General features: G+C 69.8%; 29 protein-coding genes. 23 read left to right on the forward strand and 6 right to left on the reverse strand.

Going from position 1 to position 22,471, the window contains the following annotated elements; translation table 11 throughout:
• The first annotated feature begins 71 nt into the window (after window positions 1–71).
• Window positions 72–533 carry an HTH-type transcriptional regulator Lrp gene (gene lrp / locus JIN95_RS08195; RefSeq protein ID WP_095638239.1) on the forward strand — a complete coding sequence of 154 codons (462 nt, stop codon included), beginning with the start codon at window positions 72–74 and terminating at the stop codon, window positions 531–533.
• Window positions 534–603: 70 nt separating this feature from the next.
• On the opposite strand, the gene JIN95_RS08200 is transcribed toward lrp, so the two are convergent.
• On the reverse strand, window positions 604–1,827 hold the full coding sequence (locus tag JIN95_RS08200) for a phosphoglycerate kinase (protein ID WP_095638238.1): 1,224 nt from the start codon (window positions 1,825–1,827) through the stop codon (window positions 604–606).
• Between the two features lie 87 nt (window positions 1,828–1,914).
• Window positions 1,915–2,967: a type I glyceraldehyde-3-phosphate dehydrogenase gene (gene gap, locus JIN95_RS08205; protein WP_095638237.1), complete on the reverse strand. Its 1,053-nt coding sequence runs from the start codon at window positions 2,965–2,967 to the stop codon at window positions 1,915–1,917.
• Between the two features lie 252 nt (window positions 2,968–3,219).
• Here gap and JIN95_RS08210 point away from each other — a divergent pair, with 252 nt between their 5' ends.
• Entirely contained in the window at window positions 3,220–3,597 is a 378-nt protein-coding gene (locus tag JIN95_RS08210) for an Hsp20/alpha crystallin family protein (protein WP_095638236.1), read from the forward strand.
• A 12-nt stretch (window positions 3,598–3,609) separates the two neighbouring features.
• Here JIN95_RS08210 and JIN95_RS08215 read toward each other — a convergent pair whose 3' ends face one another.
• Window positions 3,610–4,563, reverse strand: a complete 954-nt coding sequence (locus JIN95_RS08215; protein ID WP_200531064.1) for a RimK family alpha-L-glutamate ligase — start codon at window positions 4,561–4,563, stop codon at window positions 3,610–3,612.
• 55 nt (window positions 4,564–4,618) lie between these two features.
• Window positions 4,619–4,909 carry a translation initiation factor eIF-1A gene (gene eif1A / locus JIN95_RS08220; protein WP_008847545.1) on the reverse strand — a complete coding sequence of 97 codons (291 nt, stop codon included), beginning with the start codon at window positions 4,907–4,909 and terminating at the stop codon, window positions 4,619–4,621.
• A gap of 91 nt (window positions 4,910–5,000) precedes the next feature.
• Between eif1A and JIN95_RS08225 the strand changes: the two genes are divergently transcribed.
• Complete coding sequence (locus JIN95_RS08225; RefSeq protein WP_095638234.1) at window positions 5,001–5,180, forward strand: hypothetical protein; 180 nt, start codon at window positions 5,001–5,003, stop codon at window positions 5,178–5,180.
• A 168-nt stretch (window positions 5,181–5,348) separates the two neighbouring features.
• Window positions 5,349–5,594, forward strand: a complete 246-nt coding sequence (locus tag JIN95_RS08230) for a hypothetical protein (RefSeq protein ID WP_200531065.1) — start codon at window positions 5,349–5,351, stop codon at window positions 5,592–5,594.
• A 44-nt stretch (window positions 5,595–5,638) separates the two neighbouring features.
• Here the strand turns inward: JIN95_RS08230 and JIN95_RS08235 are convergent, their stop codons facing one another.
• Window positions 5,639–7,351, reverse strand: a complete 1,713-nt coding sequence (locus tag JIN95_RS08235; RefSeq protein WP_200531066.1) for a cryptochrome/photolyase family protein — start codon at window positions 7,349–7,351, stop codon at window positions 5,639–5,641.
• A 113-nt stretch (window positions 7,352–7,464) separates the two neighbouring features.
• On the opposite strand from JIN95_RS08235, the gene JIN95_RS08240 reads away from it, so the two are divergent.
• The 13 genes from JIN95_RS08240 (at window position 7,465) to JIN95_RS08300 (ending at window position 17,135) form a co-directional block, all read left to right on the forward strand.
• On the forward strand, window positions 7,465–7,662 hold the full coding sequence (locus tag JIN95_RS08240) for a hypothetical protein (protein WP_200531067.1): 198 nt from the start codon (window positions 7,465–7,467) through the stop codon (window positions 7,660–7,662).
• A gap of 59 nt (window positions 7,663–7,721) precedes the next feature.
• Window positions 7,722–8,699: an aldo/keto reductase gene (locus tag JIN95_RS08245; protein ID WP_200531068.1), complete on the forward strand. Its 978-nt coding sequence runs from the start codon at window positions 7,722–7,724 to the stop codon at window positions 8,697–8,699.
• 92 nt (window positions 8,700–8,791) lie between these two features.
• The gene (locus JIN95_RS08250) at window positions 8,792–8,947 is read left to right on the forward strand and encodes a hypothetical protein (protein WP_198951564.1); all 156 of its coding nucleotides are present in this window, start codon (window positions 8,792–8,794) and stop codon (window positions 8,945–8,947) included.
• Window positions 8,948–9,111: 164 nt separating this feature from the next.
• Complete coding sequence (locus JIN95_RS08255) at window positions 9,112–9,555, forward strand: hypothetical protein (RefSeq protein WP_095637660.1); 444 nt, start codon at window positions 9,112–9,114, stop codon at window positions 9,553–9,555.
• A gap of 751 nt (window positions 9,556–10,306) precedes the next feature.
• Window positions 10,307–10,885, forward strand: coding sequence for an isochorismatase family cysteine hydrolase (locus JIN95_RS08260; protein ID WP_200531069.1), 579 nt, complete (start codon window positions 10,307–10,309; stop codon window positions 10,883–10,885).
• A 61-nt stretch (window positions 10,886–10,946) separates the two neighbouring features.
• Complete coding sequence (locus JIN95_RS08265; RefSeq protein WP_095637658.1) at window positions 10,947–11,786, forward strand: ABC transporter permease; 840 nt, start codon at window positions 10,947–10,949, stop codon at window positions 11,784–11,786.
• A 93-nt stretch (window positions 11,787–11,879) separates the two neighbouring features.
• A complete protein-coding gene (locus JIN95_RS08270; RefSeq protein WP_095637657.1) occupies window positions 11,880–12,443 on the forward strand; it encodes a hypothetical protein in 564 nt (187 codons plus the stop codon).
• A gap of 58 nt (window positions 12,444–12,501) precedes the next feature.
• Window positions 12,502–12,639, forward strand: a complete 138-nt coding sequence (locus JIN95_RS08275) for an HVO_2523 family zinc finger protein (RefSeq protein ID WP_198951563.1) — start codon at window positions 12,502–12,504, stop codon at window positions 12,637–12,639.
• Between the two features lie 127 nt (window positions 12,640–12,766).
• Window positions 12,767–13,732, forward strand: coding sequence for a phytoene/squalene synthase family protein (locus JIN95_RS08280; RefSeq protein WP_200531070.1), 966 nt, complete (start codon window positions 12,767–12,769; stop codon window positions 13,730–13,732).
• An 11-nt stretch (window positions 13,733–13,743) separates the two neighbouring features.
• Complete coding sequence (locus JIN95_RS08285) at window positions 13,744–13,953, forward strand: hypothetical protein (RefSeq protein ID WP_095637655.1); 210 nt, start codon at window positions 13,744–13,746, stop codon at window positions 13,951–13,953.
• Window positions 13,954–14,035: 82 nt separating this feature from the next.
• Entirely contained in the window at window positions 14,036–15,313 is a 1,278-nt protein-coding gene (gene hisD / locus JIN95_RS08290; protein WP_200531071.1) for a histidinol dehydrogenase, read from the forward strand.
• Window positions 15,314–15,421: 108 nt separating this feature from the next.
• Entirely contained in the window at window positions 15,422–16,570 is a 1,149-nt protein-coding gene (locus JIN95_RS08295) for a mechanosensitive ion channel family protein (protein ID WP_200531072.1), read from the forward strand.
• A 73-nt stretch (window positions 16,571–16,643) separates the two neighbouring features.
• Complete coding sequence (locus tag JIN95_RS08300) at window positions 16,644–17,135, forward strand: zinc ribbon domain-containing protein (protein ID WP_200531073.1); 492 nt, start codon at window positions 16,644–16,646, stop codon at window positions 17,133–17,135.
• Here the strand turns inward: JIN95_RS08300 and JIN95_RS08305 are convergent.
• Window positions 17,132–17,734 (reverse strand): TetR/AcrR family transcriptional regulator, encoded by a 603-nt coding sequence (locus JIN95_RS08305; protein WP_200531074.1) that lies wholly within the window; start codon window positions 17,732–17,734, stop codon window positions 17,132–17,134. The two genes, JIN95_RS08300 and JIN95_RS08305, sit on opposite strands and share 4 nt — an antisense overlap.
• A 298-nt stretch (window positions 17,735–18,032) precedes the next feature.
• Here JIN95_RS08305 and JIN95_RS08310 point away from each other — a divergent pair, with 298 nt between their 5' ends.
• The 6 genes from JIN95_RS08310 (at window position 18,033) to JIN95_RS08335 (ending at window position 22,413) form a co-directional block, all read left to right on the forward strand.
• Window positions 18,033–19,490, forward strand: a complete 1,458-nt coding sequence (locus JIN95_RS08310; RefSeq protein ID WP_200531075.1) for an MATE family efflux transporter — start codon at window positions 18,033–18,035, stop codon at window positions 19,488–19,490.
• Between the two features lie 83 nt (window positions 19,491–19,573).
• A complete protein-coding gene (locus tag JIN95_RS08315; protein ID WP_095637649.1) occupies window positions 19,574–19,948 on the forward strand; it encodes an iron-sulfur cluster assembly accessory protein in 375 nt (124 codons plus the stop codon).
• Between the two features lie 66 nt (window positions 19,949–20,014).
• A complete protein-coding gene (locus JIN95_RS08320) occupies window positions 20,015–20,260 on the forward strand; it encodes a DUF5816 domain-containing protein (RefSeq protein ID WP_095637648.1) in 246 nt (81 codons plus the stop codon).
• Window positions 20,261–20,428: 168 nt separating this feature from the next.
• Complete coding sequence (locus JIN95_RS08325) at window positions 20,429–21,760, forward strand: MFS transporter (RefSeq protein WP_200531076.1); 1,332 nt, start codon at window positions 20,429–20,431, stop codon at window positions 21,758–21,760.
• 37 nt (window positions 21,761–21,797) lie between these two features.
• Window positions 21,798–22,136, forward strand: a complete 339-nt coding sequence (locus JIN95_RS08330; protein ID WP_095637646.1) for a hypothetical protein — start codon at window positions 21,798–21,800, stop codon at window positions 22,134–22,136.
• Between the two features lie 76 nt (window positions 22,137–22,212).
• Window positions 22,213–22,413 carry a dodecin gene (locus tag JIN95_RS08335; protein WP_095637645.1) on the forward strand — a complete coding sequence of 67 codons (201 nt, stop codon included), beginning with the start codon at window positions 22,213–22,215 and terminating at the stop codon, window positions 22,411–22,413.
• Window positions 22,414–22,471: the final 58 nt, after the last annotated feature.

Below are 22,471 nucleotides of genomic sequence, written 5' to 3' on the forward strand. Positions count from 1 at the left end.
TGAACCGCCAGTCGCGCAAGAATGCTGGACGTTCGTAAAATTATAAACCCCTGACGACGTGGATAGGTGTGATGACGTACGAAAACCTCGACGCGAAGCTGGTCAACTCCCTTCTGAGCAACGGGCGGGCGAGCCTCAGGAGCCTCGGCGACGAGCTCGACGTATCGGTGACGACGGTGTCGAACCACCTCCGCGACCTCGAAGACGAGGGCGTGATCCAGGGGTACACGCCCATCGTCGACTACGACAAGCTCGGCTACGACGTGACCGCGGTGCTCCAGCTCAAGGTCGAGGGGAGCGCGCTGCCCGACGTGACCGAGAAGCTCCGTCAGGAGAAACAGATGGTGAGCGTCTACGAGGTCACCGGCGACTACGACGTGATCGCGATCGGGAAGTTCACCGACACGGACGGGATGAACGAGCAGATCAAGTCGATCCTCACCGACGCCGACATCCGCGAGTCGAACACCAGCGTCGTCCTCAACCCCGTCACCGAAAACGAGCAGTTCGACCTGGACCTCAACGAGGAGTAGTCGCCGTCGAGCGCGCGACGACGACTTCGCCGTCTCCCGCCTTCCGATCCGTGGGTTACTGATCCGCCGCCTACTGCCCCGCGGCCGCCGCCTCCAGCACTTCCACCGCCGGCAGCGGTTCGCCGGTCAGCGCCCGGATGTACGCCCCGCCCGCGATCGAGACGTGCGAGAAGTCCCCTTCGTCTAACCCGTACATCTCGATCGCCCGCGAGGTGTCGCCGCCGCCGACGACCGAGAAGCAGTCGGTCTCGGCGATCGCTTCGAGGGCGCCCACGGTGCCGTCCGCGAACCGCTCGTCCTCGAAGACGCCGAGCGCGCCCTTCACGAACACCGCGTCTGACTCGCGGATCGGCTGCTCGTAGTCGGCGACGGTCTCCGAGCCCACGTCGAGATATCCGTCGGTCTTCTCGTCGATCTCGTCGACGGCGACCTCCGCGCGGCCGCCGTCGGGGCCCTCGTACGCGAGGTCGGTCGCGAGCCGGATCGCGTCGCCGCGCTCGTCGAGCACCGACTCGATCAGCTCGCGGTTCCGCTCCCACTGCTCGTCGAACAGGTCCATCCCGCCCACGTCGTGGCCGACCGGATGGCCCGCGGCGCGCAAGAAGAGCTCGCCCGCGACCCCGCCGAGCAGGAAGCGGTCCACCTTTTCGTCTAACGCGTCCATCACGCCGATCACGTCGGTCGCCTTCGTCCCGCCGACGACCATGGTGACGGGGCCGTCGAACTCGCGGGTCGCGATGGCGGTGTTGGCCTCGTACTCCGTCTCCATCACGCGGCCCGCGTACGCGGGGAGGACGAGCGGGAACCCGACCAGCGAGGCGTGCTTCCGGTGGGCCGCCGAGTAGGCGTCGTTGACGTACGCGTCGAAGTGCGGTGCCAAGGTCTGCACGAACGCCGTCTCGGCCTTCTCCGCGGGCGACGCCTCGGGGAGCTCGTCGTCGCACATCCGGGTGTTCTCCAGGAGGAGCACCTCGCCCGCACGGAGGGCGTCGATCGCCTCCAGCGCGTCGTCGCCGTAGGTGTCCGCGACGAACGCCACGTCGCGGCCGACGTGGTCGGCGAGGATGTCGGCGTGGCCCGCAAGCGACGTGAAGTCGTCGCGGCCGGGACGGCCCTGGTGGGCCATGAGCACGACGCGGTGGCCGGCGTCGGCGAGCTCGCGGACCGTCTCCGCGTGGCGCTCGAACCGGCGGTTGTCCTGCGGTTCGCCGTCCTCGATCGGGGAGTTCAGGTCGAGCCGAACGAGGACGCGGGAGTCTGCCGGGAGGTCGTCGATGGTGTCGAACGTGGACATGTGTGTGGGGTCGTCGATTAGGTACTTAGAGGTAAGTTTCTGCACAGTGCGTCGCCGCAGTGAACCGGGTACACGAGACCCGAGCGCTTACGCTTCGTCGTGGACGTACGCGGCCATGTCGAGCATCCGGTTCGAGAAGCCGTATTCGTTGTCGTACCAGGTGAGGACCTTCAGGAGCTTCCCGCCGGCGATGACGTTCGTCGACCCCAGGTCGACGTAGCTGGAGAAGGGGAGCCCGGCGATGTCCGAGGAGACGACCTCGTCGTCGGTATAGCCGAGGACGCCCGCGAGCGGGCCGGAGTCGGCGGCGTCGCGGAAGGCGGCGTTGACCTCCTCCTCGGTGACGGTCTCGTCGAGGCTGACGACGAACTCGGTGATCGAGCCGGTCGGGACCGGGACCCGCATCGCCATCCCGTCGATCTTCCCTTCGAGCTGCGGGAGGACGTCCTGCGCGGCGCCCGCGGCGCCCGTCGAGGTCGGCACGATGTTCTCGGCGGCGGCCCGCCCGCGGCGGCGCTTGGCCATCGGGCCGTCGATGAGGCTCTGCGAGCCGGTGTACGCGTGGACCGTGGTGAGGGTGCCGGCGTCGATGCCGAACTCCGCGTCGAGCACCTTCGCGACCGGCGTGATGGAGTTGGTTGTACAGGAGGCGTTCGAGATCACGTCCTGGCCGTCGTACTCGTCGTGGTTGACGCCGTAGACGAGCTGTTCGACGGGCTTCTCGCCCTTCGGGGGCGCCGAGATGATCACGGTGTCGGCGCCGCCGTCGAGGTGCGCGCTCGCGTCCTCGCGGGTGCGGAACACGCCCGTACACTCCAGCGCGACGTCCACGTCGAGGTCGTCCCACGGGAGGTCCGCGGGGTCCTGGACGTTGTACAGCGAGACCGACGTGCCGCCGATCGTCAGCTCGTCGCCGTCGCGCTCGACGCCCTCCAGCCGGCCCATGACGGTGTCGTACTTCGCGAGGTAGCCCATGTCGTCGAAGTCCATCACGTCGTTGATGCCGACGAGCTCGATCCGCGGGCTCTCTAAGACCGCCCGGAACACGTTCCGCCCGATACGGCCGAAGCCGTTGAGGCCCACCCGGACGACCTCGTCGTCGCTTACGTCGTCGCCCGCGGCGAGATATGATTTACTCATGTTCGAAAAAGGAGAGCCCAGACACTTAAATCCGACCGAGTCGCCGTGAGACGGTCACTATCGTTCGATTTTGTTACGGACGGTCGGTTTTCGGTCGCGCCCGCCGCCTCGGGGTTCGAAGCGATCGGCGGGCGGGAAGCGGGGCCGAGATCTGAGCGCCGGAGACGCCGCGTACCGCCCGTACGACCCCGAACGGCGGCGAAGACGGTCGTGGACAGAAGGCTTATCGGGGTCACCCACCTCACGTGAGACATGGACAGAGACGACCGTGACGATCCGTTCGGCGACTTCTTCGAGGAGATCGAACGGATGATGAACGAGATGGCCAACGGGAACCCCGGAAGCGAGGACGCCGGCTTCGGCTCGGCGACCCACGTGGACGCGTACACGACCGAGGACGGCGTGCGACTCGTCGCCGACCTCCCGGCCGTCTCGAAAGACGAGCTCTCTTTACAGTGCGACGGGGAGGCGCTCACCATCTCCGCGGCGTCCGACCGGCGGGAGTACGACGAGACTGTCGACCTCCCCGTCCCGGTCGACGAGCACTCGGCCGACGCGACGTTCAACAACGGCGTGCTCGAGGTCGCGTTCGACCGCGACGACGACTCCGCGTCGATCGATCTGGAGTAGTCGCCGGGCGGTTCAGTTCTCCGCGGCGGTCCGCTCGATCAGCCCCGCGAGCCGGTCGTAGAAGTCGGATTCGTACTTCGTCGCCGCGTCGACCGTCGGCCGCGCGTTCGTCTCGTTGACGACGAGCCGCCCGTCCGTCTCTAGGAGGTCGACGCCGAGGTAGTCGATCCCGAGGACCGCCGCGGTCCGCTCGGCCAGCTCGCGGGCGCGGTCGGGCAGGTCGATCCCGGTCGCCTCGGCGCCCCGGTGGACGTTGTGCTTCCACCGGCCCTCCGCGAGGGCGTCCGCGGGGAGCTTCCGCTCGACGGCGCCGACGTACGCGCCGTCGACGACCATCGCGCGGTAGTCGCGCGCGTCCGGGAGGAACTCTTGGATCAGGTACGACTTGTCGCCGGTCGCGCGGTAGTCGTGGACGAGGTTCAGGTAGTCGACGACGCCCAAGAGGGAGTCGAGGTCGGTCGCCGTCGCGACCCCGACCCCGCGGGTCGCGGAGTTCGGCTTGACGACGACCGGGTAGGAGAAGTCGGCGGCGGCCTCGGTGACGACCGCCTCGTCGACGGGGTTCGAGACGAGGGTCGTCCGCGGCGTCGGGAGCCCGGCGTCGTCGAGCGCGGCGAGCACGTCCGCCTTGTTCCGTGAGGTGAGGACGGCCTCCCGGTCGTTCACCCACGGGACGGAGAGCCGCGCGTCGACCACGGCACCCTCCATGAGCCGCGAGGGGTAGACGAAGCCGGCGTCGAAGCCGGCGAACTCGCCGCGCTCGGCGGCGGCACCCGCTGAGGTGCCGTCGCCCGTCGGGAGGTCGGCGCCTACCGAGGCGTCGACGGCCTCTCCGTTCTCTCCGCCGGAGACGCGAAGCGACCGCTCTTTCGCCTGTACGTGCTCGACCGCGATCCCGCGGTCGGCGAGCGGCTCGCGCACGCGGTCGAACGTCTCGGCGTCCGTCGTCATCGCGAGCCGGAGCATACGTCCGATCGGGACCGTTCGGACTTAAAAATCGCGAGGGAGAGCTCCGCCCGCGCTACTGCAGGTGGCCTTCCTCGCGGAGCTGTTCGGCCTCGCTCTTCTCGTAGCGCCACGAGATGTCGCCCTTCTCGTCTTGCCAGTCCCACGGCTCGACGAGGACGATGTCGTCCTCCCGGATCCAGACGCGCTTCTGCATCCGCCCGGGGATCCGCGCGGTCCGCTCTTTCCCGTCCGCACAGCGCACCCTGACCCGGTTCGCGCCGAGCATCTCGACGACCTCCGCGAACACCTCGTCGTCGTCGGGCATCCGGAGGTCGTTCCGGCCACCGCCGTCTCCGTTGCTCATGCGTACGCGGTGATACGCGCTCCCGGAAATAAAAGGGCCGCTCTCGCGCGGAAGCGTCCTTTTTAAACCACGACGGCGGCGATCCGAGGACATGCGCGACACCCTCGGGTCGGAAGGCATCGCCGGCGTCGTGGTCGTCCTCGTCGGGATCGGGATACTGGCCGTCCACGACCCGATCGTCGGCGCCGGCGTCGCGATCCTGTTGGCCGGGCTCGGACTGATCGCGAAGGGGATCGCCGACTCGGTGATGCGGTCGTTCGGGCTCAAGTGAGCGTCGGCGGTCCCGAGTCCGGTCGACCCGCTCCCCCGCGGCGTTCCGTCGTCGCTTCCCTCGCCCGCGTTCCGTCGTCGCTTCCCTCGCCCGCGTTCCGCCGTTAGCGCCCGCATCTGCGTCCCACCGTCCCGAAAGAGTCATAATCGGCGACCGCCGTCCTCGGGTATGGTCGAAGTACCCGCTGTCGCGGTCGAGCTGATCGAACTCCTCGCGGTGACGGTCGGCGCCGGCGCAGCGGCCGTGGTCGGCGTCCTCCTCGAACAGTTCGGTCTCTCGGCGGCCACCGCCGGCGACCTCGTGCTCGGCGCGTGGGCCGTCGGGATGGGGCTGCTCGCGCTGTACGTCGGCGTCGTCGGGCTCGGTTACGAGCAGGCGCTCCCCCGGATCCGCCGGCTCGCCGCCGGCGAGTGACCGGCTCCGCCGGAAGCGTCGGCGGTCGATCGCTCCTATAGCTCCTATAGTTCTCCTTCAGCAGCCAGTTCCCTGACCGCGGTCGCTCGCTCGCGGATCGCGGCCAGTTCCGAGTCCCCCTTGTCGTCGAGGTGCGAGTACATCAGCCCCATCCGACCGGTTCCGCGCAGCGTCTCCTCGTTCTCCTTCAGGAAGTCCCAGTAGAGCGCGTTGAGCGGGCACGCGCCCTCCCCGGTGGTCCGCGAGACCGCGTACCGACAGTCGGCGCAGTGGTCGCTCATGCGGTTCACGTAGCTCCCGGAGGCGGCGTACGGCTTCGAGGAGAGCACGTCCGTCCCGAACGACCCCATCGCGACGACGTTCGGCGTCGTCACCCAGTGGTAGGCGTCGACGAAGCCGAGGTGGAACCACTCGTTCACGTCGGCGGGGTCGGCTCCATAGAGCAGCGCGACGTTCGACAGCACCATCAGCCGCTCGATGTGGTGGGCGTAGCCGTACTCCCGGACGTGGCCGACCGCCTCGGCGAGACACTGCATGTCGGTGTCGCCGTCCCAGTAGGCGGGTGGGAGGTCGCGGTCCTGATCGAGGCGGTTCGCCGCCGCCAGCTCCGGCATCGCCTCGCGGTAGACGTGGCGGACGAACTCCCGCCACCCGATCACCTGCCGAACGAACCCCTCGGCCGCGTTGAGCGGGACCGGGGCAGGGTCGTCGGAGGCTGAGTCGTCGGTGGCGGGCTCGTCGTCACCGGCGTCGTTGGCGCCGGGGTCATCGTCGCCGTCGCCGTCCCCGCCGAAGTCGTCGAGGGAGGTGGCGCCCGCGTCCGTCTCTCCGCGTTCCGCGGGCTCGTAGGCGCCCGGCTCGGCGCCGCGCTCCTCGTAGGCGGCCTCGACCGCGCGGACGACCTCGCGCGGGTCGAGCAGTCCGAGGTTGATCGCGGGCGAGAGCAGCGAGTGCGAGAGGAACGGCTCCCCGCCGACCATCGCGTCCTGGTACCGCCCGAACGCGGGGAGGCCGTCGCGGACGAACCGGTCGAGCGCCTCGCGGGCCTCCTCCCGAGTCACCGGCCACGCGAATCGGTCGAGCGAGTCGTCCCCCCACGTGTCGAACCGGTCGGTGACCCACGCGTGCGTCTCGCGGGTGAGCTCGTCCGGGTCGAACCGCGGCCGTTCCGGGGGCTCCCACCCGTCCGGCGGCGTCTCCCGGTTCAGGTCGTCGTAGTTCCACTCGCCGCCGACCGGCTCGTCCCCGTCCATCAGCACGCCCGTCTCGCGGCGGACGTGGCGGTACCAGTGCTCCTGTCGGACGGTCCGGGCCGCGGTCCCGTCGTCACCGATCGCCGTTCCCTCCTCGCCGGCCCACTCGCGCCAGTCGTCGGGCGTCGTCCAGAACAGCTCGTTGTCGACGAGCTCCAGCGAGCCGCCCCGCGCGGCGACGAGCTCGCGCAGCCGGTCGCCGGCGCCGTGGCTCGCGGGGCGCATCAGCCGGAGGTCGGCGCCGGGGCGGTCGGCGAGGAACTCGTCGAGCCCCTCGCCGAACGAGTCGGCCCGCAGGTACGTCACGTCGTGGCCCCGCTCGCGGAGCTCCTCGCGGAAGTGGCGCATCGCCGAGAACACGAGGGTCAGCTTGTGGGCGTGGTACGGCTTCCGGTCGGCGAAGCCGTGCGCCTCGATCAACAGCACCTCGTCGGCGTCGCCGAGCGCGTCGAGGTCGGGGTTGAGCTGATCGCCCAACAGCCAGCGGACGGCGTCGTCGCTCATGGATCACCCACACGGTCGCGGTCGACGTAGGTGTGGGGGGCGAGCGCCCGCGGCAACCGCCCTCGGCCCGCGACATCCCCGCCTTTTTACTCGGGGTCGGCGACGGGAGAGGTATGGACGAGATCCTCACGAACTGGCTCCTCGGTCTGATCGCCGCCCTCCTCGCCGTGCTCGTGCTCGACTCGACCGGACAGTCGTTCCTCGCCCCCCTCGCGCCGGTCGCGAACGTGCTCGCGCTCGTGACGTTCCTCGCGTTCGTGCTCCTCACCGGCGCCTTCCTCGTGTACACCGCGTCGTTCCGCGACAGCTAGTCCCCCTCGACCGTCCCCGGCGCGGATAGCTTTTTACTCCCGCTCCGTCTGGCCGGCGTATGGAGTACACGACGCTCGGACGCACCGGGACGACGGTCTCGAAGATCTGTCTCGGCTGCATGAGCTTCGGCGACTCGGACTGGCGCGAGTGGGTGTTAGACGAGGAGGAGGGGAAAGAGCTCGTCGAGCGCGCCGTCGAGCTCGGCGTGAACTTCTTCGACACCGCCAACATGTACTCGAACGGCGAGTCGGAGCGCGTCCTCGGCGAGGCGCTCGACGGGTACGACCGCGACCGGTTCGTCGTCGCCACGAAGGCGTACTTCCAGATGGACGAGTCGGACCCGAACTCGGGCGGGCTCTCGCGGAAGGCGATCGAACAGGAGCTGGAGCACAGCCTCGACCGGCTCGGAATGGAGACGATCGACCTGTACCAGATCCACCGCTGGGACTACGACACGCCGATCGAGGAGACGCTCGCGGCGCTCGACGACGCGGTCCGACGCGGCAAAGTCCGGCACGTCGGCGCCTCCTCGATGTGGGCCCACCAGTTCGCCGAGGCGCTGCACGCGAGCGACCGCGAGGGGTACGAGCGGTTCGCAACCATGCAGAACCACTACAACCTCGCGTACCGCGAGGAGGAACGCGAGGTGCTTCCACTCTGTGAGAAGGAGGGGATCGGCGTGATGCCGTGGAGCCCGCTCGCGCGCGGGTACCTCACGCGCCCGCACGAGGAGGTGGACGCGACGCTCCGCGGAGAGACGGAGGAGCACCTCTACGAACACCCGTACCGCGAGGGCGGCGGACCGGCGGTCAACGAGCGCGTCGCGGAGCTGGCCGACGAGAAGGGCGTGAAGATGGCCCAGATCGCGCTGGCGTGGCTGTTCCACAAGGAGTGGGTTGACACCCCCATCGTCGGAACGACCAGCGTCGAACACCTCGAAGACGCCGTCGAGGCGCTCGACATCGACCTGTCGGACTCCGACGTCGAGTGGCTCGAAGAGCCGTACGAGCCGGTCCGCGTCTCCGGCCACGAGTAGCGCCGCTCCGGGAATCGTCCCGTGAGCCGCCTAAATCGTGTTTTAGGAATATACCGATAAGCTATTTGTATGCAATTTGTTGACAATGGTGTATGTCCGACGACACCGACCGATCCGCCGTCCGGTCGCGCACCGAGTACGCGCGCACTCGGAGGCGGTGTCCGAACTGCGGCGACCGCGTCCCGATGGCTGGCGGAGACGGGGAGGCGGCGGAGTGCCCGAACTGCCATCGGACGGTTCGGGCGTGACGCCGGTGGCGATCTCGGTCCGACCCCGGACCTCGGTCCGACTTCCGTCCGCTCGCGCGGCGGGATCGGGTTCGCCGACGCCGGCCGAGCCGTCGATCGCTTATAAACGCACCGTCGCGGGCGGCACGACAACCCTTTTCGGCCGGGACGCCGAACCGAGGTCCATGGCAGACGACGACGCCACCGACGGCGACGCCGGCGAGGAACAGGGCGACAGCGCCGCCGAAGGCGACGACGGCGAGGAGAAGTCCTTCCGCGAGCGCGTCGAGGAGATCCGCGAGCGACGCGAGCAGGAGCGCGAGGAGGGCGACCGGCCCGACCCCGAGGAGATGATGGGCGGCGGCGGCCCGCCGGGCATGGGCGGTGGCGGCGGCGGCAACCCCTTCGCGCAGATGATGTCCGGCATGATGGGCGGCGGCGGTCCGGGCGGCGCGGGCGGCCCGCCGGGCATGGGCGGCGGTCCGGGCGGCGCCGGCGGTCGCGGCGAGGAGCGCGGCGATCAGGCCGGCAACGAGGAGCTCGTCCGCGAGGTGCGCCAGCTCCGCGACGAGGTCCGCGACGCCACCCGCCAGCTCCAGCGCATCGCGCAGGCGCTCGAAGACGACTGAGCCGGCGACGGCTCCGAGTCGGCGACGGCTCCCTGCGACCCGCGGTTCTCTCCCCGCTTTTCGACGCGCGAAAGCACGTGCTTGGTCGCTGATCGACGGCGGGAATACGTGAATCACTGTGATGAGTCGGTTGTTTATGAGTGGTGTTGTGGTGTTGCTGGCGGCTGTTTATACGTGATCGATGACTCCGCGGTGAAAACCTGCAAAGCCCCAGCCGCTCGGCGATACGCGATCGAAACCTCCGCGGTGAACGCCACCAAAGCCCCAGCCGTGAGAGTGGCGTACGCTCGTTGCGCTCCTCGTCACTCGCTGCGCTCGTTCCTGCGGTGCTTACGTCCCCTACGCCACTCTCACGGCTGCCCCTTTGAATCCCGCCCCGCACAGTACCGCACCCTCACGCCTCCCCAGCCTCGTCAGTCGCCTCCGCTTCGCTCCGGCGACTGACTCCAGCGAGGGACCGAAGGTCCCTCTGGCAGCCGGCGCGTAGCGCCGGCGACCTCGCGCGTGCTCCTCGGCCGCGAAGCGGCCTCGGAGGCACGCGCCGACCGCCTCGTTCTTTATAAGCGATCGTCGCCGTCGCTCACATCGGTATAAATACCGAATCAACACAACCGATCTGCAACACCCACTCCCGGTGTCGATCGAGGGGATGGCCCGTGCCGGCCGCCCGTTCCGCCCGATCGCGCCGCGAAATCGGTGTGCGGCGCCGCCGCGCCGTGCGTTTTTGCACCCGGGCGCACAACGACCGCGTATGCCGTACGACCCGACCCAGACCGCGGTGATCGTCGTCGACATGCAAAACGGGTTCTGCCGCCCCGACGGGAGCCTGTACGCCGAGCCGAGCGAGGCGGCGATCGAGCCGGTGACCGCCCTCGTCGACCGCGCCCGCGACGCCGGCGCGAGCGTCGTCTACACCCGGGACGTGCACCCGCCGGAGCAGTTCGACGACGCCCACTACTACGACGAGTTCGACCGGTGGGGCGAACACGTCGTCGAGGGGTCGTGGGACGCCGAGCTCGTCGACGACCTCGACGTGCGCGACGAGGACCACGTCGTCGAGAAACACACGTACGACGCCTTCTACCGGACGGATCTGGAGGGGTACCTCGACGCGCACGGAATCTCTGACCTGCTGATCTGCGGGACGCTCGCGAACGTCTGCGTGCTCCACACCGCCGGCAGCGCCGGGCTCCGCGACTACCGCCCCGTCGTCGTCGAGGACGCGCTCGGCTACATCACCGAGGAGCACCGCGAGTACGCGGTCGACCACGCCGACTGGCTGTTCGGCGAGACGGCGACCCGCGAGTCGGTCGCGTTCGAAGGCAACTGACGGCAGATCGGGGGGAGCGCCTCTCAAGGTTTATTGACGGAGAGTAACAACTATCTAACAAATGTCCCTCGCCGCCGTCGCCAGAAAGGACTTCAACGACGCGATCCGTTCGGGAGCGTTCCTCGCCACCACGCTGTTGTTCGTCCTCACCGCCGGGCTCTGGGCGGCGATTCAACACGTCCCGCGGATGTACGCCGACAGCGAGGTCCCGACAAGCACGCTGGCGCTGCTCAACAGCATGGGCCAGCCGATGTCCTTCTTCGTCCCGATGCTGGGGCTGGGCATCTCCTACGCCGCCGTCGCCGGCGAGCGGGACAGCGGGAGCATCAAGCTCCTGATCGGCCTGCCGAACTCGCGACGCGACGTCGTTCTCGGAAAGTTCGTCGGTCGGTGTGCCGTTCTGACCGTCGCCATCCTCAGCGGCTACGCGGTCGTCGCCGCCTTCGCACTGGCGACTTACCAGTCGTTCGCGGCCGTCGAGTTCCTCCTCTACACCCTGTTGACCGTCTTCTACGGCGCGGTCTACGTCGCGATCGGCATCGGGTTCTCGTCCGCGATGCGGACTCGGCAGACGGCGTTTATCGGTGCAGCCGGCCTCTACGTGACCTTTCTGCTGGGATGGAACGTCGTCACGGCGGTGCTGCAGACGGTCACCGTCGGCTACACTCCGCCGGACTCCGGTGCTCCCCCGTGGCTGATCGTCGTCTACGCGCTCAACCCGACGGCGGCGGTCGACTACGCGACGCGGGCGGTGATTCCCACCTTCGACGAGCTGATGTCGTACCCGGTGTCGGCGTCGTTCTACCCTCCAAAGTGGGCCGGGTTCGCCGTTCTCGCGGCCTGGCTCGTCCTCTCGCTCGCGTTCGGCTACCGTCGGTTTCGCGTGGCGGACATACTGTGATCGCGGGAGCATCGACTGCTCGGTCGCCGTTCCCGTTATCAGCCGCGTGAATCGGCGTGTAACCCTTTTCACCGCCGACGGGGACCGTCGGGTATGGAACTCTCTCGACGCGGCATGCTCGGCGGAGTCGGGGCCGCGCTCGCGGTGGGCGCCGTCGGGTTCGCCGGCGCCGCCTCGGTGACGGACGGCGACGCGGTCGGCGACGGGGGCGGCCCCGGCGGAGACGCGGTCGGAACGGGCGCCGACGGCGCGGGCGACGAGGGCGGCGAGTCCGGGTCGGTCCCGGTCGACCCCGAGGCGCCCTTCGAGGCGCGGCTGCTCCGGGACGGCGACGACGATCGGAGCCTCTTCGGCGCGAGCGATCTGGACCGCGTGCAGGGCGTGATCGCCGAGAACGACGAGCACCTCGTGTACGTCTCGCTCGGCGAGGCCGGGATCGACGCCCTGCAGTCGGGGCTGGCGGACGCCGGCGCGACCGACGACCCGGAGGGGTTCGTCGTGTCGATGGCGCTGGACGGGACCGAGGTCCGGCGGGTCGAGCTCGACGAGGCGACGGTCTCCGCGCTGACCGACGAGGAGTGGGGCGGCGTGTTGACGCTCCCGTTCGGTCAGGCGTCGGTCGCGGAGTCGGTGTACGACTCGCTGGCGGACGCCTGACCGGGACGGCTCTCCGCCGGAGGACAGCGGTTATGTCGGCGGCGCCCTTCGATCCGGTATGAGCGACGCCGAGGGGAACGAGACGGCCGGCGGCCGGCCCTGCCCCCGCTGCGAGACGCCGATGTACCACCGGCACTGTAAGTACGTCTGCCCGGCGCACGGGGTCGTCTACGACTGCGCCGACACCTTCTACTGACGCCCCCGAACGCGTGCCGGCGGGCACCCGACCGCGCTGTGCGAACTGTTATGTTCTTGCAGTCCGACCCGTATGTTATGATCGGCGACCCGCTCTCGACCCTCCCTGCCGACCGCCAGAGGTCAGCATGGTAGAGAAAACGCAGGTTGCCCGCGGGAAGCGGATCCAGCGCCGGACCGGGAAGACGTTCCACGTCGCGACCCGGCTGCTCCCGGAGCGGATCCGCCACCCGACCTACGTGCTGTACGGCTTCTTCCGGATCGCGGACGAGGTCGTCGACGCCGAGGAGACGGCGCCGCCGGACGAACAGCGGGCGGAGCTCGACCGGCTCCGCCGGGCCGCGCTGGGCGAGCGGGAGACCGACGACCCGGTGTTGGAGGCGTTCGCCGCGGTCTGCGACGAGCACGGCATTCCGGACGAAGACGTGCACGCGTTCGTCGACGCGATGGCGAGCGACATCGACACCGACCGGTACGAGACGTACGATCAGCTGGAGTCGTACATGGACGGCTCCGCGGCCGCCGTCGGCCGGATGATGACGGCGATCATGGAGTTAGACGAGGCGGCGGAGGCGAAGGCGCTCCCCCACGCGACGAAGCTCGGCGAGGCGTTCCAGATGACGAACTTCATCCGGGACGTGCGCGAGGACGTGGTCGAGCGCGACCGGGTGTACCTCCCGCTCGAGACGCTCCGACGACACGGCGTGAGCGAGGAGCAGATCCTGAACCTGGAGTTCGACGAGAACGTCGCGGCCGCGGTCCGCGAGGAGCTCGCCCGGACCGAGCGCCTCTACGAGGAGGGCGTCGCCGGGATCAAGTACCTCCCCGAGGACTGCCAGCTCGCGGTGTTGCTCGCGGCGGTGCTGTACGCGGACCACCACCGGCTGATCCGGGACCTGGGGTACGACACGGTGTCGACGACCCCGGAGCTCTCCTTCGTCCGCAAGATCTCGCTGCTCGTCCGGACCCGCTGGAAGTGGCAGTGGAACAGCGACCCCGAGGCGGTGTTCGAGGAGATGTGCGGCGGCTTCGACACGTCTCGCGAACACCGCGACCACGGGCCCCACGGGTCGGGGATCCCCCAGTCAGACTGAGCGGGGGCGCCGTGAACAGGTCCCGGTTCGTCGGCCTCGCGCTCGCCGCGTTCGGGCTCGTCTTCCTGTCGTTCGTCGTCCGCGGCACGACCCGGCTCGTCGCGCCCTACGAGGTCGCCGTGGCGCTGTCGGCGCCGATCCTCTTCGCCGCCGCCGCGCTGTTGGTCGGACTGATCGCGCTCGCGGCGCTGGACGCGACCGGGATCCGGCCGCTTGAGTGACCGAGTTAGGCGTCGGCGCGTCGGGGTCGATGCCCGGAGTGAGAGTCGGAACGCCCTTTTGACCGCGGCTCCGAGCACGGGTATGGACGTACGAACCGTCGCCGACCTCTCGCCGGCCGAGCGCCGCGCCTTCTTCGAGCGCGACGCGGGCGTCGACGCGGTCCGCGACGACGTGAGCGAGATCGTCGACCGAGTCCGGACGGAGGGAGACGTGGCGCTGCGGGAGTTCTCCGAGGAGTTCGACGGCGTCACCGTCGGAAACATCGACGTGACGGACGACGCGGAGCGCGCACACGCCGAGCTCGACGACGCGGACGACCCGGTGCTCGACGCGATCCAAGAGGCGGCCGCGAACGTCCGCGAGTTCCACGAGCGACAGCGCCCCGAGGACTGGCGCGAGGCGTTCGGCGACCGCGAGCTCGGGCGCCGGTTCCGCCCGCTCGACCGCGCGGGCGTGTACGTGCCCGGCGGCGCAGCGGCGTACCCCTCAAGCGCGCTGATGGGCGTGATCCCGGCGACCGTCGCGGGCGTCGACCACGTCTCGGTCGCAACCCCGCCCGCCGAGGAGCTGAACCCGGTGACGCTCGCGGCGGTCCACGAGGCCGGCGCCGACGCGGTGTACCAGGTCGGCGGCGCGCAGGCGATCGGCGCGCTCGCGTACGGCACGGAGACGGTCACGAACGCACAGAAGGTGGTCGGCCCCGGCAACAAATGGGTGACCGCCGCGAAGGCGGTCGTGCAGGGCGACGTCGAGATCGACTTCCTCGCCGGGCCGAGCGAGGTGCTCGTGCTCGCCGACGAGACGGCCGACCCCGACCTCGTCGCGGCCGATCTGGTCGCGCAGGCCGAGCACGACCCGAACGCCTCCGTGGTCGCGGTCACGAGCGACGCCGACCTCGCCGAGGCGGTCGCGGACGCGGTCGACGAGCAGGCTGCCGGCCGCGAGCGCGAGGAGACGATCCGGGCCGCCCTCGACAACGAGGCCTCCGGCGTCCTTCACGCGCGGTCGATGCCCGAGGCCGTGCTGTTCGCCGAGGAGTACGCGGCCGAGCACCTCTCGATCGTCGCCGCCGACGACGAGGCGCTCCTCGATCGGATCTCCAACGCGGGCTCGGTGTTCCTCGGCCCGTACTCGCCCGTCGCCGCCGGCGACTACGCGACCGGGACGAACCACGTGTTACCGACGAACGGCGGCGCAAAGCGGTACGGCGGGCTCTCCGTCGACACCTTCCTCCGGTCGTCGACGGTCCAGCGGCTCGACCGCGACGCGCTCTCCGGACTGTCGGACACGATCACGACGCTCGCGGAGGCCGAGGGGCTGGAGGCGCACGCCGAGAGCGTCCGGAAGCGGTTCGAGTAGCGGCGGTTCGAGTAGCGGCGGTTCGAGTCTCCGAGCGGGTCGCTCCGAGCGTTAGCGGCCGCGGTCGCCCGCAGCAACGGTTATCTCGCCCAGCCGCGTCTCGAAGGCATGATACCGTCGCTGTCCGCGCTGTTCGATGGGTTCTCGGCAATCGAGGCGACGGTCGCCGTCCTCGCGGTCTCCGTCGTCGCCGCCGTGGCGATGGAGTTCGTCGTCCTCCGGCTCGCCCGCCGGTACGTCTCGCACACGGACACCGGCTACGACGACATCGTCATCGCCTCGCTGCGCGCCCCGCTCGTCGTCACCGCCGCGCTGGCCGGCGTGTTCGTGCTCACGCAGGTCCCCGCCGTCCGGGGGTCGGTCCTGTTGGACCCCCAACTGCTCGACGACATCTTCGGGCGCCCGTCGCTGTCGGTCATCGTCCTCGTGTGGGCGTACGCGGCCAACACCGTCGTGAACCGGCTCGTGGCCGAGGTCAACGCCGAGGGCGGTCGGTTCGACTTCGCCCCCGTGTTCTCGAACGTCTGGACCCTGGCGGTGCTCGTCGGAAGCGTCGGGACGCTGCTGTGGCTGTGGGGCGTCGAGATCACGCCGCTCCTCGGGGCGGCCGGGGTCGCCGGCATCGCGGTCGGCTTCGCCGCGAAGGACACCGTCGCGAACTTCTTCGGCGGGATCGCCCTCTACTTCGACGACACCTACAAGATCGGCGACTACATCGTCCTCGACGACGGCACCGCGGGGACCGTGATCAAGGTCGGCGTGCGCTCGACGACGGTCCTCACCCGCGACGAGGTGCTGGTGACGGTCCCCAACGCGGTGCTCAACGCCGCGAAGGTGACGAACGAGTCCGCGCCGGGGCGCCGGCGCCGCGTCCGCGTCCCGATCGGGGTCGCCTACGGGACCGACGTGGACGCGTTCGAGGCGCTTGCGATCGAGGTCGCGCAGGCGGAGCCGCTGGTCCGCGACTCGCCGACGCCCCGGGCCCGGTTCCGCTCGTTCGGCGATTCGGCGCTGCGGTACGAGCTCCTCTGTTGGGTCGACGGGCCGACGCGCCGGCGGCGCGCCCAACACGAGCTCAACCGCGCGCTGTACAAGGCGCTGTCCGCGGCCGACATCGAGATCCCGTACCCGAAACGCGACGTGACAGTCAGAGAGGTCGTCGGACCGGACTCCGGCGTCGAAACCGTCCGCGCGGGAACGCCCTCACCCGCCGGCTCGGATCCGGCGGACGGCGAGGCGATCGACGGCGCGCCGTGACGGTCCGGACCGGGAGCGGCGACCGCCCCGAGCGGGTAGAAGGCTTATGGCTGACCGACCGATAAGTTCGGCCATGGAGCGAACCACCTCGCAGAAGCGGCCGTGGCTCGCCGCCCTGCTCGGAGCGCTCGCGACCGGATTCGGCCACCTCTATCTCCGCCGGTGGCGCCGCGCGGTCGGCTGGTTCGCGACGCTGTTCGCGGTGACGTACGTCCTCGTCGATCCGGCGGCGATCGAGGCGCTCGCGGCCGGCGAGCCGGTCGACCCGCTGAGCGTCGCCCCGACCCTGATCGTCGGCGGCGCCAGCGTCGTGGACGCGTACGTCGTCGCCCGCGCGCAGAACGCCATCGCGCAGGCGACGGCGGCGACCGGAGAGACGCGGAGCACGGACTCGCGGGCCGAAACTGAAACCGGGAACGGGGTCGAGGGGACGGTCGACTCCTGTCCGAACTGCGGGAAGGATGTCGACCCGGAGCTCGACTTCTGTCACTGGTGTACGGCGGAGCTTTCGGCCGGTGCGGAGGCCGGCTCCGGTGCCGCCGAGAACGGGGGGTCGGAACGCTAAGCGTCGGGATCGCGGAGCGTCGCGTCGACGTACTCCGCCGCGGTCTCCCGCGCGCGCTCGTACTCGCCCGCGTCGTCGAACACCACCGATCGGGTGCGGGCGCCGTCGACGATCGTCATCAGCGAGCGCGTGACGCGGTCGGCGTCGACATCGGCGAAGACGCCCTCGTCGATGCCGTGGTTGATGACGGCCTTGACCAGGTAGCGGATGTACTCGTCGTTCTGCCGGAACCGCTCTGCGAACGCCTCGTTGTAGGGGGCCTGACTCCGCATCTCCAGCAGCGCGACCGAGAGGTCCGGGTTCTCCTGCGGCGCGACGAGCAGCCTGTCGAGCAGGATCGTCAGGCGCTCCTCGGGGTCGGTCGTCTCGACCTCGCGGACGGAGGCGACGAACCGGTTCAGGATGTAGTCGAGAAACGCCGCCAACAGCTCCTCTTTCGTGTCGTAGTGGTAGTGTATCGCGGCGGTCGACTTGCCGTACTCCGCCGCGATCCGCTTGATCGTGAGGTCGGCGTACCCGTGCTCGCGGAGCGCTCGATAGGTCGCCCCCATGATCTCCTCGTCCGTCTCCGAGAAGGTCCGCCCCGATGGCTCGGCCATGTCGCGTCGCTTCCGGCCGCGGGCGAATAACCATTGCGGCCGAGCCGCCCGGACGCTCGAACGATCTGACCGTACAGTCATCGGCGTATCAGTTCTTTCCCGGGTAGTGAGGTCCTTTCAAACGAGAGTACCGGCTTCCGAAGACTTTTGACTAACTGGTCAGTAAGTACGACATCACCACGATGGAAGACGGAGCTGCGGCGACCCCGGACGCGACGTTCCGTACCGACCGCGATCGCGGCGGCTCGGAGATCGGACTCGCGCCTGACGGGCCGTGGACGCCGGCGGAGGGGCCCTGATGGGACTCATCGACCGCGTCGACGCCCTGTTCAAGGGCCCCGAGGAGTTCGACCTCACGTCGGGCGGGATCGCGAAGCCGCTCTTCTTCCTCTCGATGCCGATCGTCGTCACCAACCTCTTCCAGACGGCGTACAACCTGGCGGACACGTTCTGGCTGGGGCAGTACAGCACCGACGCGCTGGCGGCGATCAGCTTCGCGTTCCCGCTCGTCTTCCTCCTCATCTCGCTCGGGATGGGGATCTCCGTCGCGGGGAGCGTGCTCGTCGCCCAGTACACCGGCGCGGGCGAGGCGCGGGAGGCGGAGTACGCCGCCTCGCAGACGGTGACGTTCGCGGTGCTCGCCTCGGCGCTCCTCGGCGGCGTCGGCTACTTCTTCGTCGGGCGGTTCCTCGAGCTGATGGGCGCGTCGGCGGACGTGTTGCCCCTCGCGTCGAGCTACATGGAGGTCATCTCGCTGGGGCTCGTGGCCATGTTCGGCTTCGCGGTGTTCGTCGCGCTCATGCGCGGGTACGGCGACACGATCACCCCCATGCTCGTGATGTTCGGCTCCGTCGTGCTCAACATCGCGCTCGACCCGTTCCTCATCTTCGGGTGGGGACCGTTCCCCGCGCTCGGCATCGAGGGCGCGGCGATCGCGACCGTGTTCTCGCGGGCGCTGGCGCTGGTCGTCGGGCTGGCGATCATGTTCCGCGGGGTGCGGGGAGTCCGGATCAACGTCGCCGACATGGTCCCCGACATGAGCTACCTGCGGCGGCTCCTCCGCATCGGCCTGCCGGCCTCGATCGAGGGGACCGGGCGGGCGGTCTCGATGAACCTCCTGCTTTTCATCGTCGCGCTGTTCCCCGACCCGGTGGTCGCCGCCTACGGGATCGGCACGCGGGTGTTCTCCGTGATCTTCCTGCCGGCGATCGCGGTCGCCCGCGGCGTCGAGACGATGACCGGCCAGAACATCGGGTCGGGGAAGCCCGACCGGGCCGAACGGGCCGCGAACCTGGCGGCCAAGACGCTGTTCGCGGTCCTCTCGGCCGCCGGCGTGGTCGTCTTCCTCGTCCCCGAACCGATCGTCTCCGTGTTCGTCGGCGCCGACCAGGCCGACGCCGCCCGCGTGGTGGCGGTCGGCTCGCAGTTCCTCCGGATCGTCGCGCTGACGTTCGGCTTCATCGGCATCATGCGCGCGTACACCGGGAGCTTCCGCGGGGCCGGGAAGACGCTCACCGCCGCGGCCATCTCGGTGCTGATGCTTGGGGTCGTCCGGTTCCCGATTGCGTGGGTCGCCGCCGGCCGGCTCGGCGAGACCGGCGTCTGGCTGTCGTTCGCGATATCGAACGTCGTCGGCGCGGTCGTCGCGTACGCGTGGTACCGCCGGGGGACGTGGCGCCGCGGCGACCTCACCGACCGGAGCGTCGCGGGCGACGTCGACGAGCCGGTGGCGGCCGCGGAGTCGACGGACGACTGAGCGTCCGCGCCCCGCGCCGCGGCGGGCCCGTCCCCACCGCCGGCGCCGGCAGGGTTTTTATCGTTCGGACAGAACGTGTTCGCATGAGCACCGATACGGTCGATACGGGGAACGATGGAAGCGACCCGGCGATCGAGGTGACCGCAGACGCCGCGGAGGAGGCGCTCTCGCTCTTGGAGGGCGAGGGCCTCGACACCGAGGAGGCCGGACTCCGGCTGTTCGTCCAGCAGGGCGGCTGCGCGGGCCTCTCGTACGGGATGCGCTTCGACACGGAGCCGGAAGACGACGACCTCGTGGTCGAACACCACGGGCTGCGCGTGTTCGTCGACCCGGCGAGCCGGAACTACATCGGCGGGAGCAAGCTCGACTACGAGCACGGCCTGCAGGCCGCCGGCTTCGAGGTCGAGAACCCGAACGTCGTCTCCGAGTGCGGCTGCGGCGAGTCGTTCCGGACGTAACGAAGGGGCCGACGGTCCCGACAGTCGAGTCACGCTTTTAAGCGGTTCCGGCCGATACGGACACGCATGAGTCTCGACGCGTCGACGACGGCCGACGGCGAGCGGGTGTACACCGACCGGGCGATGGTCGAGCGGGGCGCCGACGGCCCCTTCTACGTCGTGTTCGCCGACGCCGACGGCGCCTCGCGGTGGGGGTACCGCTGCGGCAACTGTGAGTCGTTCGACACCGCGATGGACACGATGGGGCGGATCCAGTGTACGGAGTGCGGCAACCTCCGAAAGCCGGACGAGTGGGACGCCGCACACGAGTGACCGGGTTCCCGCCGGTAACCGGATCCCCGGGACCCGACCACCCTCAGAGAGCCGACCGCGAACGGTCCCCGAGAGCCGGCCGCGACCGGTGAGGGCGGGTCGGCGGCGGAATTGCCGGGAGGTGTACCTTTAGCTCGGCGGTGGGCGAACGGGCCCACAGAACCGCCGATGAACCGAAACGACCGCGCGATCGTGGGGTTCACCACGATCGGTCACGCCACGTTCCACCTCTACGAGCTCGCGATCCCGCTTTTCATCGTCTACTGGCTCGCCGATTTCGACGTGTCGGCTGCCGTGATCGGCGCGGTCGTCGGCGGCGGGCTCGCGCTCGTGGGGGTCGGCGCGCTCGGCAGCGGCGTGCTCGCGGACAAGTACGGGTCGGCGCGGCTGGTGACCGCCTCGATCCTCGGGATGGGCGGGTCCTTCGTCCTGATCGGGCTGTCGCCGCGAATCGAGGTGCTCTCCCTCGCGCTGCTCGCGTGGGGGGCCGCCTCCAGCCTGTATCACCCCGCGGCGCTGTCGCTCCTGACCCGCGGGACCGCGGAGCAGGGCACCGCGCTCGCGTACCACGGCGCGGCCGGCAACGTCGGCACCGCGATCGGTCCGTTCGCGGCCGCCGTGCTGTTGACCTTCGCCTCGTGGGAGTGGGTGGCGTTCGCCTTCGCGCTCCCGGCCGTCGCCGCGGCGGCGCTCGCGTTTCGGTTCGACTTCGACGAGACCGCGGGGGTCGATCCGGCGGCCGAGCCCGACGCCCCGTCCGCGACCGACGGCGAGACCGGAGTCGCCGCGTTCCTCGCGCAGTCGCGACGCCTGTTCACCGGCGGGTTCGTCGTCGCGTTCGCGATCATGATGGTCCACGGCGTCTACTCCCGGGGCGTCATCTCGTTTCTCCCCGAGATACTCGCCGACCTCCCGCTTTTCGCGCCCGTGCCGATCGGCGCGGAGTCGTTCGAGCCGAGCCAGTACGTCTTCGCGGGGCTGCTGCTCCTCGGCGCGGGCGGGCAGTACGTCGGCGGGAAGCTGACCGACCGCGTTCGGATCGAACACGCGCTGATCGGCGCGTACGCGGGGATCGTCGCCGTCTCGCTGGCGTTTCTCCCCGCGGCGAGCGCGGGGATCGCGCCGATGCTCGTCGTCTGCGGGGCGCTCGGCGCCGGGATATACATGACCGCGCCGATACGGCAGGCGCTCCTGGCCGCGTACTCGGCGGCCGACGTCCGCGGGCTCTCGTTCGGCTACTTCTACCTGGGCGTGTACGGCGTCGGCGCCGCCGGCGCGGCGCTCGCGGGCGCCGTGCTGACGTACGGGTCTACCGAGACGTTCTTCGTCGTCTTCGCGGCGATCGCCGGGCTCGCGGTCGTCCTCGGCGGCCTGCTGCTCGTGCGCTTTTCGGCCGCGTCGAGCGGCGGCGACCGCGGAGACGACTCCGACGGCAGCGACGCCGACGAGGCCGATCACGACGGGACCGACCCCGGCGATCGCGACGGCGTGAAATCGTGAGAAAGTTTATCACGGATGGCGACGAATCCCCGCGTAGATGGCCACTGCGAGCATCCCACCGACGACGGAGGCCAGAGACGTCTTTCGTGAACTCGGGTACACCGTCTCCGAGGGCGGACAGGAGTTCGTCGCGGAGCGGAAATGGCGGCGCGTGCTCGTGACCGTGTTGTGTATGGAGACCGACGATCTGGACCCGTATCTCGCGGACGGCGGCGACGCCCCGCGGCTCCGCTGTTTCGTCACGTGGCGCGACCGGGCGGCCGATCTGCGGGATCAGCTCGTCTCCAAGAAGCCCCCGTACGACTGGGCGGTGATCGGCATCGAGGCCGACGGCGAGGAGTTCGCGGTGATGGAAGGCGCGCCCGGCAGTCCCTGACCGCGACGGGAGGCGCACGCCCTGTCGCGGATTTCCACCTGCTTTTATACGCCCGTGCGTCCAACTAGCACGCGACATGGTGTTTAAAAAGATCACGCTGATCGGGACGAGCGACGAGAGCTTCGACGCCGCCGCCGACGACGCGATCGACCGCGCCGAGGACACGCTGGAGAACGTCTACTGGGCGGAGGTCGAGGAGTTCGGCGTCGAACTGGAGAGCGCGGCCGACCGACAGTATCAGGCGGAGGTCGAGGTCGCGTTCGAGCTCGAGGGCTGAGGTCGGTCGGCGTCGGGGGCGACCCCGGCGGGGTCGGCTCTTCTCGCGCCGCGCGTCG

This window comes from Halorubrum sp. LN27 (assembly GCF_016635065.1).
Taxonomy (GTDB): Archaea; Halobacteriota; Halobacteria; order Halobacteriales; family Haloferacaceae; genus Halorubrum; species Halorubrum salipaludis.

What these genes read in the sequence shown, in the direction of transcription:
- lrp (WP_095638239.1), top strand. Translation starts at nt 72, where the DNA reads ATGACGTACGAAAACCTCGACGCGAAGCTGGTCAACTCCCTTCTGAGC.
- JIN95_RS08335 (WP_095637645.1), top strand. Translation starts at nt 22,213, where the DNA reads ATGGTGTTTAAAAAGATCACGCTGATCGGGACGAGCGACGAGAGCTTC.
- JIN95_RS08330 (WP_095637646.1), top strand. Translation starts at nt 21,798, where the DNA reads ATGGCCACTGCGAGCATCCCACCGACGACGGAGGCCAGAGACGTCTTT.
- JIN95_RS08265 (WP_095637658.1), top strand. Translation starts at nt 10,947, where the DNA reads ATGTCCCTCGCCGCCGTCGCCAGAAAGGACTTCAACGACGCGATCCGT.
- JIN95_RS08270 (WP_095637657.1), top strand. Translation starts at nt 11,880, where the DNA reads ATGGAACTCTCTCGACGCGGCATGCTCGGCGGAGTCGGGGCCGCGCTC.
- JIN95_RS08320 (WP_095637648.1), top strand. Translation starts at nt 20,015, where the DNA reads ATGAGTCTCGACGCGTCGACGACGGCCGACGGCGAGCGGGTGTACACC.
- JIN95_RS08310 (WP_200531075.1), top strand. Translation starts at nt 18,033, where the DNA reads ATGGGACTCATCGACCGCGTCGACGCCCTGTTCAAGGGCCCCGAGGAG.
- JIN95_RS08200 (WP_095638238.1), bottom strand. Translation starts at nt 1,827, where the DNA reads ATGTCCACGTTCGACACCATCGACGACCTCCCGGCAGACTCCCGCGTC.
- gap (WP_095638237.1), bottom strand. Translation starts at nt 2,967, where the DNA reads ATGAGTAAATCATATCTCGCCGCGGGCGACGACGTAAGCGACGACGAG.
- JIN95_RS08235 (WP_200531066.1), bottom strand. Translation starts at nt 7,351, where the DNA reads ATGAGCGACGACGCCGTCCGCTGGCTGTTGGGCGATCAGCTCAACCCC.
- JIN95_RS08325 (WP_200531076.1), top strand. Translation starts at nt 20,429, where the DNA reads ATGAACCGAAACGACCGCGCGATCGTGGGGTTCACCACGATCGGTCAC.
- JIN95_RS08230 (WP_200531065.1), top strand. Translation starts at nt 5,349, where the DNA reads ATGGTCGAAGTACCCGCTGTCGCGGTCGAGCTGATCGAACTCCTCGCG.
- JIN95_RS08225 (WP_095638234.1), top strand. Translation starts at nt 5,001, where the DNA reads ATGCGCGACACCCTCGGGTCGGAAGGCATCGCCGGCGTCGTGGTCGTC.
- JIN95_RS08255 (WP_095637660.1), top strand. Translation starts at nt 9,112, where the DNA reads ATGGCAGACGACGACGCCACCGACGGCGACGCCGGCGAGGAACAGGGC.
- JIN95_RS08240 (WP_200531067.1), top strand. Translation starts at nt 7,465, where the DNA reads ATGGACGAGATCCTCACGAACTGGCTCCTCGGTCTGATCGCCGCCCTC.
- JIN95_RS08305 (WP_200531074.1), bottom strand. Translation starts at nt 17,734, where the DNA reads ATGGCCGAGCCATCGGGGCGGACCTTCTCGGAGACGGACGAGGAGATC.
- JIN95_RS08215 (WP_200531064.1), bottom strand. Translation starts at nt 4,563, where the DNA reads ATGCTCCGGCTCGCGATGACGACGGACGCCGAGACGTTCGACCGCGTG.
- JIN95_RS08315 (WP_095637649.1), top strand. Translation starts at nt 19,574, where the DNA reads ATGAGCACCGATACGGTCGATACGGGGAACGATGGAAGCGACCCGGCG.
- JIN95_RS08250 (WP_198951564.1), top strand. Translation starts at nt 8,792, where the DNA reads ATGTCCGACGACACCGACCGATCCGCCGTCCGGTCGCGCACCGAGTAC.
- JIN95_RS08260 (WP_200531069.1), top strand. Translation starts at nt 10,307, where the DNA reads ATGCCGTACGACCCGACCCAGACCGCGGTGATCGTCGTCGACATGCAA.
- eif1A (WP_008847545.1), bottom strand. Translation starts at nt 4,909, where the DNA reads ATGAGCAACGGAGACGGCGGTGGCCGGAACGACCTCCGGATGCCCGAC.
- JIN95_RS08275 (WP_198951563.1), top strand. Translation starts at nt 12,502, where the DNA reads ATGAGCGACGCCGAGGGGAACGAGACGGCCGGCGGCCGGCCCTGCCCC.
- JIN95_RS08210 (WP_095638236.1), top strand. Translation starts at nt 3,220, where the DNA reads ATGGACAGAGACGACCGTGACGATCCGTTCGGCGACTTCTTCGAGGAG.
- JIN95_RS08245 (WP_200531068.1), top strand. Translation starts at nt 7,722, where the DNA reads ATGGAGTACACGACGCTCGGACGCACCGGGACGACGGTCTCGAAGATC.
- JIN95_RS08280 (WP_200531070.1), top strand. Translation starts at nt 12,767, where the DNA reads ATGGTAGAGAAAACGCAGGTTGCCCGCGGGAAGCGGATCCAGCGCCGG.
- JIN95_RS08295 (WP_200531072.1), top strand. Translation starts at nt 15,422, where the DNA reads ATGATACCGTCGCTGTCCGCGCTGTTCGATGGGTTCTCGGCAATCGAG.
- JIN95_RS08300 (WP_200531073.1), top strand. Translation starts at nt 16,644, where the DNA reads ATGGAGCGAACCACCTCGCAGAAGCGGCCGTGGCTCGCCGCCCTGCTC.
- hisD (WP_200531071.1), top strand. Translation starts at nt 14,036, where the DNA reads ATGGACGTACGAACCGTCGCCGACCTCTCGCCGGCCGAGCGCCGCGCC.